The sequence below is a fragment of the Achromobacter sp. 1012554356 genome (assembly GCF_059760815.1).
Genome location: NZ_JCBANC010000038.1, coordinates 46983 through 62047, shown reverse-complemented (window position 1 = coordinate 62047; position 15065 = coordinate 46983). Strand labels below are relative to the sequence as shown.

The following is a 15065-nucleotide window of genomic DNA, read 5'->3' as shown; positions in this document are numbered from 1 at the left end:
CACCGCCACAAGCCGGCGACCATCTCCCCAGGGTGTCAGACACCGTTGCCGCACTTGCCTACGCTCGCACGATCAGGTGTCTGACACCCGCTGAGACACCGCCACAAACCGACGACCATCTCCCCAGGGTGTCAGACACCTTTGCCGCAACTGCCTAGGCTCGCACGATCAGGTGTCTGACACCCGCTGAGACACCGCCACAAACCGGCGACCATCTCCCCAGGGTGTCAGACACCTTTGCCGCACTTGCCTAGGCTCGCACGATCAGGTGTCTGACACCCGCTGAGACACCGCCACAAACCGGCGACCATCTCCCCAGGGTGTCAGACACCGTTGCGGCACTTGCCTACGCTCGCACAATCAGGTGTCTGACACCCGCTGAGACACCGCCCCAAGCCGGCGACCATCTCCCCAGGGTGTCAGACACCTTTGCCGCACTTGCCTAGGCTCGCACGATCAGGTGTCTGACACCCGCTGAGACACCGCCGCAAACCGGCGACCATCTCCCCAGGGTGTCAGACACCTTTGCCGCACTTGCCTACGCTCGCACGATCAGGTGTCTGACACCCGCTGAGACACCGCCACAAACCGGCGACCATCTCCCCAGGGTGTCAGACACCGTTGCGGCAACGGCCTACGTCGGCGTCACCCGCCCGTCACGGTGCAGCATCACCAGCCCACCCGTATCGCCCCGCATGGCCCGCACCGGCTCGCCCTCGTTCCACTGCGCGACAATCGCCGGCGGGCCGTTGTAGACGCCCGCCGCCGTCTGCAAGGACTCCGGCGATCCGATCCAGGCGTAGACAGGTTCATGCAGCCAGTCGCCACCGGCCCGCGCCACGCCCACATAAAGCCCGTCCACGTTGTGAGGGCAGGGCGCATGGCCCGCTTGCAGCGCCAGCCACCCATACCCGCCGTCCCACGCCAGCCCGAACGTCAGCACATGCCGGCAGGCCAGCACTTCGCGGCCTTCGGCCATGTCGTAGACGCCTTCGGCCCACGTCTCGTCGCCATCGTCATCGCGACCCACATTCGCCAGGATCCGCGCATAGCGCCCCGCCTGGCCTTCAGGCGCGGGCTCCGGGACGCCAGGCAGTTCCGACGGCAGCCAGCTCACCTCGCCGAGATCGCTGTAAACGAGGGGCACCCGCACCGCCCCCTCGCCATCCACCACGCCGCGCCGCGCATCGGGCGTCAGCACGCTGATGCGCATCAAGCCGCTTGTCCACAGCTCGGCGGCTTCCGCCGAGGTATCCAGCGGCGCCAGCGCGGCAAAGCTCGCATCCAGCACCGGGCGACCCGACGCGTCGATCAGCCCCTGCATCCCATCGCGCTCGGTGATGAACGCGTGCAGGTCCTCGTCCCAATAAACGTCCTCCCACTCGGGCGCCACCACCCATGCGCCGCGCCGGTCGACGAGCCCCCACGCCTGCGCCTCGAGCGCGGGCGCCAGGCCCCCGGGGCAGAACGACCCCGCGTCCTCGAAGCGCGGCGTGATCGCCCAGCCACCCGACTTGTCCACAAAGCCCAGCCGATCTCCCACGCGCGCCACCACCAGGCCTTGCGCGCAGTTCCAGGCCTCATCCAGTGACGGCGGCAGGATTTCACGGCCGTCCGCGGCGATCAGACCGACCCTGTCGCCCACCTGGACGCTTGCCACGTCCTCTTCAAAATCCCACACCGCGTCAAAGCGCGGCGCCACCAGCACGCGCACGACGTTCTCCGCCACCTGCAGCAGCCCGGTGCGTCCTTCGCGGCTTATCCACAGCACGCCTTCATCGGACGCGCCGCTGGGCCAGATCGCATCCCACTGCGGCGCCATCACCGGCAGCCAGCAATCGTCGTCGGATTCGGCTTCCGGATCGACGGCGCGCAGCCCCCACAACTTGTCCACACGGTAGCGGTACAACCCGCCGCCAAGCCAGGCGCCGTCATCATCGCCGCCCTCGGCCACGTAGTCCTCGAAACTGACCGTGCGGGCCGGCTCCTGTTCGTGAAAGTAGGAATGCGACAACCCCCCAAAGCCGAACCGCCACGCCCAGCCGGACGCGTCGCCGGCATCCTGCACGTCCAGCAACTGGCAGACGGCGGCCAGGTCGCCGACCTGCATGCCTTGCTGCAGCGCCCGCCAGCGTTCGTCGCACAACGTGCGCGTCTGGTGAACGTAAGCCGCCGCGCCGCCCGCGTACAGCCACGCCAGTTCATTCAGATTTGCGCTTATCCACAGGTCGCCTTTGCCGTCGTGTTCGTCGATCAACTCGTCCAGATACTGCGTGGCGGCGTCAAACTGCAGCATGTGCGGCGCATCATCCCGATCCGCATGCGACCGCATGAACGCCGCCAATTCCACCAGACGCGCGCGGGCGGCACACACATCGGCGGCAATGCCCGCCCCATCGCCATCACCAAGGAGATCCTGTTCATCCGGCGCCGCACCGGACTCGCCACTCGCCAGCAGCACCTGCCACAACGTCGGCAGGTTGCCGTTCGCGCTGGCGATCTCCGCGGGCGGCTCGCTTTCATCCTCGTCCGAGCACAGATACAGCCAGGCCCGATTTCCCATCTTCACTTCCTTTGATTGCAGAGGCGCCCTGGGGCGCTTGATTGGTGACGCCCGATCGCCGGATCCGGAAAGCCAAAAGGCCAGCCCGGATCGGGCTGGCCTTCGATGTGCAATCACGTTCAATCCGCACGGCCTTTCGTCAGGTCTTCCAGATCGAAGTGTATTCGCGAATCCACCGCGGGCAGATCCGCTGGCGTCCATTCAACCCGCGCTGCCGCCACCACCTTGAGACGCCGCCAGCGCAACCGCACTCTCAAAGTTCTTGCCGTTCTCATTGGCAATGGCCTCTGCCAGCTTCATCATCATGGACATCAAAGACGAATTCAACACGGCCACTTTCACCTGAAGGGCGGCCGTCAGCGCGGCCTTCTGCTTTTCATCCATGGTGGCCGACTGAACATCGCGCAACTCCTCCAGCGCTTGCGCAAGCTGCTTCTCCAATTGCGCAATCTGCTCCCTGAGCGACTCAAGCGATTCGCCTCCATTCTTGGCGGGATCCGAGTCCTTGCTCTGTTGCGCCGCCGACGTGTCGGTCGACGACGCGTCAGCATTTGTCTGCGACTCCGGCGCCATGGTGCTGACTTCATTCACTTGAGAAGCGCGAGGGGGGGACGGTGGTTCGTACCGCGAAGCGACTGGCGTCGAACTGGCACTGCCGATCTCTACTATCATTTTTGGTGTCTCTGAAAAAGCGGCTCGGAAAGCGGTTGTGGCGAACGCGCCCACACTCGTCTGAACCACAGTCAAGGCAAAGGCGTCCAGCAACCCGCCAAAAATTCTAGTAGCGGGTCTGAAGCACCAATGGCCGTTCTGCGCCACGGTGATTGCCTGGTTGTGCCATGTCCGGCTTCAGACCCGACCGTGAAATACGTAGCGGCAGCTCTCCAGGACATGCCGAAGGCGAACCTAGGTCTGCCGGCGAAACTCGCCGGGCGTCAGCCCGCAGAACAGACGAAACTGCCTGACAAAATGCGATGCGTCGCTGTAGCCGCACCTGCGGCCAATCTCCGCGACACTCAAGGCGCGAAAGACACGACTCGCGAGCATTCGCTTCGCCGTCTCCAGGCGTATCTCGGCAATCGCCCGCGGAATTGATATCCGTAATCCGGACGTGTGCCGATACAAGGTACGCACCGACATGCCCAGATCTGCCGCCACATCCGCAGCCGTGAGGCTGGACTCAACATGGCGGTCGAGCAGCACCTTTCGTACTCGTTCATACACACTTCTGGCGGCGCTGCGCGTCGTATCGGGAGCATCCTCCACGGCAAGACCGATGAGGGCGCCAAGTTGATCGACGAGCGTGCCCTGCATATCAACCGTGGCGTTCGCAAACTCCGAACATAGCTGCCGGACAAACGCGCACAACACGCGAGACCAGCCCATCGAGGCATCCAGGCGAACGCCGACGTGATCTTCAGGATTGGCTATCCATACGCTGATCCAGCTGCTTGGAAAACTTATCGAAAAAAACTCCGACGCTTCCGGCAGACGCAGCGTGTACTCCCGGCGCGAACTCAACAAGACAAGGTCTTCAGGTTGCAAGCGTTCGGCACGTCCACGGGTGCCCAATGACCACATGGCGCGGTATGACCCAACGAGGAAATAGCGCTCATGGCTATCTGTGGCGATGTTGGCCGCGGTACGCCGGACCGTCACGCCGACGCTGGCCTCGGTCTTGCTGATGCGCAACACGCCCATCTCACGCGACCGAAGTTCTGCCCGAAAGTGCGCATCGTCCGGGATGGTGATTTCCACCTTGGCGATGGACTGGCCCACCGCATCTATCCAGTACTTCCTTCTTTGCGTCACGGGAACCGTATCGGTAGACCAGAACTGAACCAAGGTATCCGGATCATTCATAGGAAAACTCGTGCTGCAATCATCGGCATGCGCATCGCGCGGACGATCCCGCGCACCGCATGCCCGCTGCGCGCCTCAGGCCGGGTCGGGGTTCACTGGCCGGGGTGCTTGGGATTCCACAGCCTGAGGCTGCTGCGGCGCTCATATCCCTTGCCATTCGGGTAGCTGACGAGTTCCATGTCTGAACCCCAAGGCGAGCGAAAGTGGACCCACGTCTCACCTTCGGTATCGCCCGATGTCATCGTGACGGGTTTGCCCAGAACGGTGATGCCTTGGGCCTTCAGATATGACACCGCGCCCTCGATATCGTCGGTGTAGAACGCGATATGCGAGGCGCCGATATCCTCGGCACGAGGCATGGTCTTGCTGCCACGCGAATTCCTGTACTCGAACAACTCGATGTTCGAACCCTCCGCACAACGCAGCATGGCAATCGTGACGCTATCGGCGCGGGGCGCGAAACCCGCAGCATCGGGCGACGCCGTTGGATCCAGCTGAAATGGCCCGATTCGTGTCACCGGTTCGCATCCGAAGGCACTAACGAAGAACGTCTCCGCCTGTTTCAGATCGGGCACGTTGATACCCACGTGATCCACACCCGCCACGCGGATGCCCGCCGCGTGCAATGCCCCGCCTGCCAGAACGCCAATCGCCATGAAGCAAGAAGCCAGTAGTTTCATGATGCGTGTCTCACTTACGGACGATCGAGAAAGACGTGGGCGCTCGCAAGCTTGCCGTCTTTGATGGTGAAGATATCCTCTCCGTGCACCTGATCCGGATTGCCGCGCGGACCATAGCTCCAGACCACACGGCCGACACCATGATTCCAAGTAATCGGCGCGGGCGTGAACCGGAATCCCGCATGGGTTCCTTGCAACTGCTCGATCAGGCGGTTTACTTCCGCGTAACCTGCAGCGACGCCGCTTTGATCGGCCACGAAGAAATCTTGCGTGTAAACCTGGTCAAACTTCAATTCGCGGGAGTGGGAATCGGCGTCGTTCCATATCGAAAAATGGATGTCGATCAAGCGTTGCGCCACATCGGCGGCGTCGTGCATGTCGGGTTTCATTGGTGATGTTTCCTGTGCGTGCGTATAAGGCGCGCTGCACATCGCAGCCAGCGCCAGTACGCAATGAGTCACGAATTTCATGTTGAGAAGTCGCGATCGGAAGTGCAATGCGCTCAGACCTGCGCCATCCCGCCGTCGACAAACAGCTCGATGCCATTGACGAAGCTCGCCGCGTCGGAAGCCAGAAACGCCACGGCCTTGCCGATCTCTTGCGGTTCGCCCAGGCGGCCCAGCGGCACCTGCGCGGCCAGATGATCGAACAGACCCTGACGGGCTTCGTCGGGAACCAGACCGCCCAGGCCCGGCGTGCGGATCGGACCGGGGCTCACAACATTCACGCGGATGCCGCGCGGCTTCAGATCCAGCGCCCATGAGCGCGCGAAGTTGCGCACCGCGGCCTTGCTGGCGCTATACACGCTGAAGTTTTCCGTGCCCTGGATCGATACGGTCGACGCGGTCAGAATTACCGAGGCGCCATCGACCAGCAACGGCAAGGCCTTTTGCACGGTGAACAAGGTGCCGCGCACGTTGGTGCCGAAGATGCGATCAAAGTGCTCTTCCGTGATCGCGCCCAGCGGCATCATGTCGCCGCCGCCCGCGTTGGCGAACAGGATGTCGAGCTTGCCGGCGCTCTTGGCGATCTGGGCGTAGACGGCGTCCAGATCGCTCAGCACCGACGCGTCGGCACGGATGCCCGTTGCCGCGCCGCCGATGCTGGCCACGGCGGCATCCAGTTCGGCCTGACGGCGGCCGGTGATGAAAACGCGCGCGCCCTGCGCGGCCAATTCCTGGGCGGTCGCCAGGCCGATGCCCGTGGTGCCGCCGGTGACGAGTGCAATCTTGCCGTTGAGTTGCTGATTCATGATGAGCTCCATTTACTTGATGAGGAAGTTGTCAGTCAGCCGGCTAGGGAGGGAAGTCTCCTGAATCGCCGTGTTGACTGGGCATGGAGGTACTGTAGGCGTGCCGGGATAATGGATAAACCCTGCAAGATTGAAATAACTATCCATATTTATGGATAATCGCCGCGCATCGGGGCACTACGCTGCGCATCGACGCCGCGTCAGAGTTGATTCGAAACGCCGGGCACCAATGAAAAAGGGGCTGCAAAAGCAGCCCCTTGTACGATCGCCGGATATCCCGGGAGGAATCTAGGTATTCGCGGGATCCAGCACGATCAGGCGTCGATATTGCCCGCCGACAGCGCGTGCGTTTCGATGAAGTTGCGGCGCGGTTCGACGTCGTCGCCCATCAGCGTGGTGAAGACCTCGTCGGCCGCGATGGCGTCCTCGATCTGCACGCGCAAGAGGCGGCGCACCTTCGGGTCCATCGTGGTCTCCCACAGCTGCTCGGGGTTCATTTCACCCAGACCCTTGTAGCGCTGCTTGGAGATGCTGCGGTCGGCTTCGCTGCGCAGCCACTGCATGGCTTCGCGGAAGTCGGACACGGGCTGCTCCTTGCGCTTGTCGCCTTCGCCGCGCGCGGCCATCGAACGCGCGCCGACCTTGCCCAGGAAGCTCTTGGCAGCCTTGGACAGGATGGCGTAATCGGAGCCATTGATGAAGTCGGCGTCGATGATGCTGACGCGCACGTTGCCGTGGTGCATGCGCTGCACGGACAGGCGATGGCGTTCGGTGGCTTCGTCGAATTGCGGAACGACTTCAACGCCATTGCCGTTGATGGGATCGCGCATGGCATCGGCCAGCCGCTTGGCGGAGTCCGCGGTGGACTCGGCGGTTTCCAGGTTGATCTCGACGCCTTCGGCCATGGCCGACAGCGCGCCCACGTCGAACACGCGCGACAGGCGGGCGATGACGCCGTCGGCCGCCACGTACTGGCGGGCCAGGTCGTTCAGCTCTTCGCCGCGGATGATGTTGCCGCCCGAGATGATCTCGGCGTCTTTCAGGGCGAGCGTCAGCATGAACTGCGCTTCTTCCTGGTCATCCTTCAGATAGCGCTCTTCGCGGCCAACCTTGACCTTGTAGAGCGGCGGCTGCGCGATGTACACGTAGCCGCGCTGCACCAGCTCGGGCATCTGACGGTACAGCAGCGTGAGCAGCAGGGTGCGGATGTGCGCGCCGTCGACGTCCGCGTCGGTCATGATGATGAGGCGGTGGTAGCGCAGCTTGTCCACGTTGAAATCGGGACCGATGCTGGTGCCCAGCGCCGTGATCAGCGTGGCGATCTGCTCGCTGGCGATCAGGCGGTCAAAGCGCGCCTTCTCGACGTTCAGCACCTTGCCGCGCAGCGGCAGGATGGCTTGGAACTTGCGGTCGCGGCCCTGCTTGGCCGAGCCGCCTGCGGAGTCACCCTCGACAATGTACAGCTCGCACAGTGCGGGATCCTTTTCCTGGCAGTCAGCCAGCTTGCCGGGCAGGCCGGCGCCTTCCAGCACGCTCTTGCGGCGCGTCATCTCGCGCGCCTTGCGCGCGGCTTCGCGGGCACGCGCGGCTTCGACGATCTTGTTGCACAGGGCCTTGGCGTCGTTCGGGTGCTCGAGCAGCCAGGTTTCCAGCGTGCGGGCCACGGCTTCTTCAACGGCCGGACGCACTTCGCTGGACACCAGCTTGTCCTTGGTCTGGCTGCTGAACTTGGGCTCGGGCACCTTCACGGACAGCACGCAGGCCAGGCCTTCGCGCATGTCGTCGCCGGACGTCTCGACCTTGGCCTTCTTGGCCAGCTCGTTGTCCGTGATGTACTTGTTGATGATGCGCGTCATCGCGGCGCGCAGGCCGGTCAGGTGCGAACCGCCGTCGCGCTGCGGGATGTTGTTGGTGAAGCACAGCACGCTTTCGCTGTAGCTGTCGTTCCACTGCATCGCCACTTCAACGCCCACGGATACGCCGCCGGCGGCGGACTCGGTGCTGACTGAAAACACGTTCGGGTGCAGCACGGTCTTGGCGCGGTTGATGTACTCAACAAAGCCCTTCACACCGCCCGAGAACGCGAAGTTCTCTTCCTTGCCCTGACGCTGGTCGACCAGACGGATCTTGACGCCGTTGTTCAGGAACGAGAGCTCGCGCAAGCGCTTGGAGAGGATCTCGTAGTGGTATTCGATGTTGTTGAAGATGATCGGGTCGGCCAGGAAGCGCACTTCGGTGCCGCGCTTGTCGGTCGTGCCGGTCACGGCCAGGGGCGCCACGCGCTCGCCCTGACGGAATTCCATCTGGTGCACTTCGCCGTTGCGGCGGATGGTCAGCCGCAGCCATTCGGACAGTGCGTTCACGCACGACACGCCCACGCCGTGCAGGCCGCCGGACACCTTGTACGAGTTCTGGTCGAACTTGCCGCCGGCGTGCAGTTCCGTCATGACGATTTCGGCCGCGCTGCGGTGGAATTCGTCGTCCTTGTGGATGTCGGTCGGGATGCCGCGGCCGTTGTCCGTGACGGAGATGGAGTTGTCGGTGTGGATCGTGACGACGATGTCGTCGCAATAGCCGGCCAGGGCTTCGTCGATGGCGTTATCGACGACCTCAAACACCATGTGGTGCAGGCCGGTGCCGTCGGACGTGTCGCCGATGTACATGCCGGGGCGCTTGCGCACGGCCTCCAGCCCCTTGAGCATCTTGATCGAGTCAGCGCCGTAGCCGCTGGTCTCGGGAGTGGTGTTCTGCTGATCTGACATGTCTGTATCGATAACGCTTTAAAGAACGGCCTGGCGGCCGGACCGCCCGCGAACCATCCGGTCCGCAAGCGGCACAAACCCACGGGGGGGAATGCGGATCAGATCCGCATCGGCATGACGACGTACTTGAACTGGTCGTCTTCGGGCAGGGTGATGAGCGCCGACGCGTTGGCATCGGGCATGACCGACCACTGGATGTTGTCGACCTTCACGTTGGCCAGCACGTCGAGCAGGTAGCCCACGTTGAAGCCCACGTCCAGCGCTTCATGGCTGTAGTCGATGTCGATTTCTTCCTGCGCCTCTTCCTGCTCGGCGTTCGAAGACGAGATCTTCATCTGGTTCTGCGCCAACTGCAGGCGTACGCCCTTGAACTTGTCCGTGGTCAGGATGGCTGCGCGCTGCAGGCTGCCCTGAAGCGCTTCGCGGCCGACCAGGAAGTGGCGCGAGTAGTTCGTGGGAATCACGCGCGTGAAATCGGGGAACTTGCCTTCGACCAGCTTGGAGACCAGCTCGACGTCGCCAAAGCGGAAACGGATCTGGCCCGGCGCCACGTCGATGGAGACGGTCTCGTCGGAGTCTTCCAGCAGGCGCTGCATTTCCAGCACGGTCTTGCGCGGCACAATGACTTCGTGGCGCTCGGCGATGCCGTCGGCTTCGGTCGAGCAGTGCGCCAGGCGATGGCCATCGGTAGCGACGGCGCGCACGCGGCCCGGTTCAAACACCAGCAGCATGCCGTTCAGGTAGTAGCGGATGTCCTGCTGGGCCATGGCAAAGTGCACCATGTTGAACAGGTGGCGCAAGGTGCGCTGCGGCATGGTCAGCGATACGTCCCACTGCTCGGGCTGAGCGACGGTGGGGAACTCGCTGGCGGCCAGCGTCTGCAACGCAAAGCGGCTCTTGGCGGACTGCACCGACAGCTTGTTGCTGGCCAGGGCCAGGCGCACGTCGCCGGTATCGGGCAGGGCTTTCAGGATGTCCAGCAGCTTACGCGCGGCCACCGTGGTGGACTCGTTGTCCTGGCCGACACCAAAGTCGGCGTGCGTCGTGATCTGCACTTCCAGGTCGGTCGCAATAAAGGCAACCTTGTTGCCTTCCTTGCGCATCAGGATGTTCGCAAGAATGGGCAGGGTATGGCGTCTTTCGACGATGCCCGCCACAGTCGACAGCGGTTTCAGCAATGCATCGCGTGTGGTTTGTACGAGTTGCATGTTCATCCTTTTAGAGTTTGTTCCAACACGTGCAGGGTATGGTTGAGCTCCGCTTGCTTGGCGCGGGCATCGGAAATCTTGCGAACGGCGTGCAGCACCGTGGTGTGATCACGGCCGCCGAATAAATCGCCGATTTCCGGCAGGCTTTTCTGGGTCAGCTCCTTGGCCAGGTACATCGCAACCTGGCGCGGCAACGCGATATTGGCCGGCCGGCGTTTCGAGTACATGTCGGCGACCTTGATCTTGTAGAAGTCCGCCACCGTCTTCTGGATGTTTTCCACGGTGATCTGGCCGTTGGACACCGACAGGAGGTCCTTCAGCGCTTCCTTGCAGACATCCACCGTCAGCACGTCGCGGCCGTGGAAGCGCGCGTAGGCCAGGACCTTGCGCAGCGCGCCTTCCAGTTCGCGCACGTTGCTGCGCAGGTGCTTGGCGATGAAGAACGCCACTTCCTCGGGCATGGGCACGCCTTCGGACTCGGCCTTGCGCAGCAGAATCGCCACGCGCATCTCCAGCTCAGGCGGCTCGATGGCGACCGTGAGGCCCGAATCAAAGCGCGAGATCAGTCGGCTGTCGATGCCCGACAGTTCCTTGGGGTACGTATCGCTGGTGATGATGATCTGCTTGCGCTGCGCGACCATCGCCTCGAACGCATAGAAGAATTCTTCCTGCGTGCGGTTCTTGCCGGAGAAGAACTGGATGTCGTCGATCAGCAGCAGGTCGAGCGAATGGTAGTAGCGCTTGAAATCGTCGAACGCCTTGCGCTGGTACGCCTTGACCACGTCGGACACGTATTGGTCGGCATGCACATAGCGCACGCGCACCCCGGTGCCCGCCGCAACCATGGCGTTGCCGATGGCGTGGATCAGGTGGGTCTTGCCCAGGCCGACGCCGCCATACAGGAACAACGGGTTGTACGAAGTGCCGGGATTTTCCGCGACCTGCAGTGCCGCAGCGCGCGCGAGCTGGTTGGCCTTACCGGTCACGAAGTTCTCGAACGTGAGGTCGGTATTCAGGCGCGAACGCTCGTACACGATGTTGGCGGCGTCCGCGTTCACGGCCTGCGCCGCGACGGTCGTCGCGGGAGCGGACGGGGCGGTCATCACGGTGACCGTCACGGGCGGCGCGGCGCCGGAGGGGGGCGCAGCGGACGGGTGCGGTTGTTGGGCTGGCTGCTGCGCACGCACGGGCGCGACCGGCATGCGCGGCGCGGTCCCTTGCGAAGGCAGCTCGAACAGCACCTGCACCGGACGCTTGAACCACTCCGCGGCCAACGCTTCGATCTGGTGGGAAAAGTTTTTGCGCACCCAATCCAGCTTGAAGCGGTTGGGCGCGGCAACGCGCAGCACCGCCTGCGTTTCGTCGTACGCAAGCGGGACCAGCGGTCGTATCCACGCGCTGATTTGTTGGGGGGGGAGTTCCTGCTCAAGACGACTGACGCAGGTCTGCCAGAATTCTTTCATGTCGCTCTTATTCAAACCTCGATTCTACCTTGCCCGGGCGGGGGTTATCCACAGGGAAGGGCATGAGTGTCTATATGATCCCTCCTTAACTGTTTGACAAGACAGGGAAAACTTGCTGAAATGGTGGGCTTTTCCGAATTCTGTCTGTCAGAAGGTTTCGCAGAAAGCTGGCCGGACACGCTCCTACAAGAGCAATTTGTCCGGTTTTTAGCTTTGCTGAATAGGTCGCCCGAGATGAAATTCTCGGTACAGAGCCCCGTCTCAGAGTTGTTTTTTGCACCGGTTGCAAAAGCCGTTGCAAGAATGCTCTCTAGATACCCGCTTCTGCTTAGCGCGACGTGGAACCCTCCGGGCAGGTCCCTTCTGACTTTGTTCTTTTTGTGGATCGTCCATGAAACGCACCTACCAACCTTCCGTTACCCGTCGCAAGCGCACCCATGGCTTTCGCGTGCGCATGAAAACCCGCGCTGGCCGCGCCATCCTGAGCGCCCGCCGCGCCAAGGGCCGCAAGCGTCTGGCCGTCTAAGTCCAGTTTTCCGGTTTTCCGGAAACTGACTTTCGCACGGACCGACCATATTGCAAGACCTCTCGCAATCCTGTTCCGGTTCCGCGCAACCGCCTGATCCGCAGTCCATGCCGCGCTCCACGCTTCCCCCGGAGGCGCGGCTGCATCGCCCCTCCGAGTTTGCCGCCGCCCTTAAAGGCCGGCGTCTTGCCCGAGGGGCATTCTTCATTGTGAGCGCCGCTCCCAATGATCTGCCTCCCGGTCAGGACCCCTGTGCTCGCCTGGGGCTCATCATCGCCAAGCGGTTCGCCGCCCACGCCTCCACGCGCAACGCCTTGAAGCGGGTCATCCGCGAAGCGTTCCGCCATCGGCGCCTGGCGCTGCCGGCAAAAGATTACGTCGTGCGCCTGCATAGCAAGGTCGCGCCCGCCACGCTCACTGCGCTGAAACGCGCAGCCCGAGCCGAAGTGGACGCTCACTTTGAGCGGATCGCGCGATGATCAAGGCGCTACTCATTGCCCCGATCCGGTTCTACAGGTTCTTCCTGAGTCCCTGGATCGGCCGGCAGTGCCGTTTTACTCCGACCTGCTCGGCGTACGCGATCGAAGCGATCGAGCGCCACGGTGCATGGCGCGGCTTCTGGATGGGAGTCCGGCGCATCGGCCGTTGCCACCCCTGGTCGCCCGGGGGCCTGGATCCGGTTCCGCCGGCCAAGGGAACCAACGACGCCCGTTGCTGCTCCCACAGCCACCGCATCGAGCACGATTGACGCTAAACTGGCGGGCTTTGCTGGCCCGTATTCACTTCAGTAGGCACCATGGATATCCGACGAACCGTCCTCTGGATGATTTTTTCCTTTTCGCTGTTGCTCCTTTGGAACAACTGGCAAATCCATAACGGCAAGCCGTCGCTGTTCGGGGCCCCGCCCGCGGCCAGCACGAGCGAATCGCCGGCTGCAGCCAACAACGCGACGCCGTCCGTGCCCAGCGCCCCGACAGCCACCGCTGCCCCGGCCTCCACGGTGCCTGGCGCCGCCACGCCCATTCCCACGCGCTCCGAAGAAGTCGTCATCACCACCGACGTTCTGCGCCTGACCTTCGACACGATGGGCGCCCAACTGGTGCGCGCCGAACTGCTGAAGTATCCGGCCACCGGCCAGCCCGACAAGCCCACGGTTCTGCTGGACCGCTCTGCGGGCCTGAACTACGTGGTGCAGACCGGCGTGGTCGGCGCCCCCAGCGGCCAGAGCTTCCCCACGCACCAGACGCCTTTCCGCCTGGTCTCCCAGGAACGCGAACTGACCGGCGACAACCTGGTCGTCACGTTCGAAGGCGAATCCGGCGGCGTGAAGGTCACCAAGACGTTCACCCTGCACCGTGGCCGCTACGACATCGACGTGCGCCATGACCTGGCCAACGTCGGCGCCGCCCCCGTCACGCCCTCGCTGTACCTGCAGATCGAGCGCGACGGCAACGACCCGGCCGACACGTCCAGCTTCTATCACACGTTCACGGGCTTTGCCGTCTACTCGGACCAGGACAAGTTCCAGAAGAGCACGTTCAGCGACATCCAGAAGAAGAAGGCCAGCTACATCAAGCAGGCGGACAACGGCTGGATCGCCGTCGTCCAGCACTACTTCGCCACGGCCTGGGTGCCCCCGCAAGGCAAGCCGCGCACCAACGAACTGCTCGAAGTCCAGCCGAACCTGTACGCCGGCCGCAGCATCGAAGCCGTCGGCGACATCGCCCCGGGCGCCGCCGCCCGCGTCGATTCGCACCTGTGGGTCGGTCCGCAAGACCAGAAGGCCATGGCCGCGCTCGCGCCGGGCCTGGAACTGGTGGTCGACTACGGCTGGCTGACCATCATCGCCAAGCCGCTGTTCACCCTGATGACCTGGCTGCATTCCATCCTGGGCAACTGGGGCTGGACGATCGTCGCGCTGACCGTGCTGATCAAGGCCGTGTTCTACCCCCTGGCCGCCGCCAGCTACCGCTCGATGGCCCGCATGAAGCAGGTGGCTCCCCGCCTGCAGGCCCTGAAGGAAAAGTACGGCGACGACAAGCAGAAGCTCAATGCGGCCATGATGGAGATGTACCGCACCGAGAAGATCAACCCGCTGGGCGGCTGCCTGCCGATGCTGGTTCAGATTCCGGTGTTCATCTCGCTGTACTGGGTGCTGCTGGCCAGCGTGGAAATGCGCGGCGCGCCGTGGATCCTGTGGGTTCACGACCTGTCGGTCCGCGATCCGTTCTTCATTCTGCCCGCCATCATGATGGCCACCATGTTCCTGCAGATCAAACTGAACCCGACGCCCCCGGATCCCATCCAGGCCAAGGTCATGATGATCATGCCGCTGGTGTTCGGCGGGATGATGTTCTTCTTCCCCGCCGGCCTGGTGCTGTACTGGTGCGTCAACAACATCCTGTCGATTGCGCAGCAGTGGTCCATCACCCGCGCCATCCAGAAGAAGTCGGAAGCGGCGGCCAATCGCTGATCGCTCTCCCGAAACAAGAAACCGGCCTTTCGAGGCCGGTTTTTTTACGCCCGTTGCCAATGAAAAGCGAAAGGCACACTCAGCATTTTCTATGCCCATGAGGCATATACATAGGTATTACTTATCGCCGAAGCAAGATCAATCAACTTCACATAGCCCACCATCACACCTATGATGGCTCTGATTTTTCCCTCCGGCGGCCTGTCTGCCGGAGTTTTGCTGCAACGCCGCGCCGCCCGGCAACCTGGGCCGCGCCATTCAGAAACGACTTAGGG

The 15065-nt window shown here is 63.1% G+C and carries 13 protein-coding genes; 4 read left to right on the top strand and 9 right to left on the bottom strand.

The window, feature by feature from the left end; translation table 11 throughout:
- Positions 1–634 precede the first annotated feature (634 nt).
- From AC6LJW_RS19270 to dnaA, 9 genes are all read right to left on the bottom strand, one after another.
- Positions 635–2563 carry a WG repeat-containing protein gene (locus AC6LJW_RS19270; RefSeq protein WP_498088014.1) on the bottom strand — a complete coding sequence of 643 codons (1929 nt, stop codon included), beginning with the start codon at positions 2561–2563 and terminating at the stop codon, positions 635–637.
- Positions 2564–2764: 201 nt separating this feature from the next.
- The gene (locus AC6LJW_RS19265; protein ID WP_498088013.1) at positions 2765–3154 is read right to left on the bottom strand and encodes a hypothetical protein; all 390 of its coding nucleotides are present in this window, start codon (positions 3152–3154) and stop codon (positions 2765–2767) included.
- A gap of 315 nt (positions 3155–3469) precedes the next feature.
- Positions 3470–4426, bottom strand: coding sequence for a helix-turn-helix domain-containing protein (locus AC6LJW_RS19260; RefSeq protein WP_498088012.1), 957 nt, complete (start codon positions 4424–4426; stop codon positions 3470–3472).
- A gap of 92 nt (positions 4427–4518) precedes the next feature.
- Positions 4519–5106 carry a VOC family protein gene (locus AC6LJW_RS19255; RefSeq protein ID WP_498088011.1) on the bottom strand — a complete coding sequence of 196 codons (588 nt, stop codon included), beginning with the start codon at positions 5104–5106 and terminating at the stop codon, positions 4519–4521.
- 14 nt (positions 5107–5120) lie between these two features.
- Complete coding sequence (locus AC6LJW_RS19250) at positions 5121–5576, bottom strand: nuclear transport factor 2-like protein (RefSeq protein ID WP_498088010.1); 456 nt, start codon at positions 5574–5576, stop codon at positions 5121–5123.
- A gap of 32 nt (positions 5577–5608) precedes the next feature.
- Positions 5609–6358, bottom strand: a complete 750-nt coding sequence (locus AC6LJW_RS19245) for an SDR family NAD(P)-dependent oxidoreductase (RefSeq protein WP_498088009.1) — start codon at positions 6356–6358, stop codon at positions 5609–5611.
- 314 nt (positions 6359–6672) lie between these two features.
- Positions 6673–9120, bottom strand: coding sequence for a DNA topoisomerase (ATP-hydrolyzing) subunit B (gene gyrB / locus AC6LJW_RS19240; RefSeq protein WP_056566013.1), 2448 nt, complete (start codon positions 9118–9120; stop codon positions 6673–6675).
- Positions 9121–9218: 98 nt separating this feature from the next.
- Positions 9219–10328, bottom strand: a complete 1110-nt coding sequence (dnaN, locus tag AC6LJW_RS19235) for a DNA polymerase III subunit beta (protein ID WP_056567008.1) — start codon at positions 10326–10328, stop codon at positions 9219–9221.
- A gap of 2 nt (positions 10329–10330) precedes the next feature.
- Positions 10331–11791: a chromosomal replication initiator protein DnaA gene (dnaA, locus tag AC6LJW_RS19230; protein ID WP_498088008.1), complete on the bottom strand. Its 1461-nt coding sequence runs from the start codon at positions 11789–11791 to the stop codon at positions 10331–10333.
- A gap of 391 nt (positions 11792–12182) precedes the next feature.
- Between dnaA and rpmH the strand changes: the two genes are divergently transcribed.
- The 4 genes from rpmH (at position 12183) to yidC (ending at position 14790) form a co-directional block, all read left to right on the top strand.
- Positions 12183–12317, top strand: coding sequence for a 50S ribosomal protein L34 (rpmH, locus tag AC6LJW_RS19225; protein ID WP_006228069.1), 135 nt, complete (start codon positions 12183–12185; stop codon positions 12315–12317).
- 107 nt (positions 12318–12424) lie between these two features.
- The gene (locus AC6LJW_RS19220) at positions 12425–12796 is read left to right on the top strand and encodes a ribonuclease P protein component (RefSeq protein ID WP_056566021.1); all 372 of its coding nucleotides are present in this window, start codon (positions 12425–12427) and stop codon (positions 12794–12796) included.
- Positions 12793–13065: a membrane protein insertion efficiency factor YidD gene (gene yidD / locus AC6LJW_RS19215; RefSeq protein WP_056566024.1), complete on the top strand. Its 273-nt coding sequence runs from the start codon at positions 12793–12795 to the stop codon at positions 13063–13065. The genes AC6LJW_RS19220 and yidD overlap by 4 nt, the downstream gene beginning before the upstream one ends.
- Positions 13066–13113: 48 nt before the next feature.
- Positions 13114–14790, top strand: coding sequence for a membrane protein insertase YidC (gene yidC / locus AC6LJW_RS19210; protein WP_056566026.1), 1677 nt, complete (start codon positions 13114–13116; stop codon positions 14788–14790).
- Positions 14791–15065: the final 275 nt, after the last annotated feature.

Bases quoted from the DNA above. Each gene is read 5' to 3' on its own strand.
- AC6LJW_RS19270 (WP_498088014.1), bottom strand. From the start codon at position 2,563: ATGGGAAATCGGGCCTGGCTGTATCTGTGCTCGGACGAGGATGAAAGC.
- AC6LJW_RS19260 (WP_498088012.1), bottom strand. From the start codon at position 4,426: ATGAATGATCCGGATACCTTGGTTCAGTTCTGGTCTACCGATACGGTT.
- AC6LJW_RS19255 (WP_498088011.1), bottom strand. From the start codon at position 5,106: ATGAAACTACTGGCTTCTTGCTTCATGGCGATTGGCGTTCTGGCAGGC.
- AC6LJW_RS19250 (WP_498088010.1), bottom strand. From the start codon at position 5,576: ATGAAATTCGTGACTCATTGCGTACTGGCGCTGGCTGCGATGTGCAGC.
- AC6LJW_RS19245 (WP_498088009.1), bottom strand. From the start codon at position 6,358: ATGAATCAGCAACTCAACGGCAAGATTGCACTCGTCACCGGCGGCACC.
- gyrB (WP_056566013.1), bottom strand. From the start codon at position 9,120: ATGTCAGATCAGCAGAACACCACTCCCGAGACCAGCGGCTACGGCGCT.
- dnaN (WP_056567008.1), bottom strand. From the start codon at position 10,328: ATGCAACTCGTACAAACCACACGCGATGCATTGCTGAAACCGCTGTCG.
- dnaA (WP_498088008.1), bottom strand. From the start codon at position 11,791: ATGAAAGAATTCTGGCAGACCTGCGTCAGTCGTCTTGAGCAGGAACTC.
- rpmH (WP_006228069.1), top strand. From the start codon at position 12,183: ATGAAACGCACCTACCAACCTTCCGTTACCCGTCGCAAGCGCACCCAT.
- AC6LJW_RS19220 (WP_056566021.1), top strand. From the start codon at position 12,425: ATGCCGCGCTCCACGCTTCCCCCGGAGGCGCGGCTGCATCGCCCCTCC.
- yidD (WP_056566024.1), top strand. From the start codon at position 12,793: ATGATCAAGGCGCTACTCATTGCCCCGATCCGGTTCTACAGGTTCTTC.
- yidC (WP_056566026.1), top strand. From the start codon at position 13,114: ATGGATATCCGACGAACCGTCCTCTGGATGATTTTTTCCTTTTCGCTG.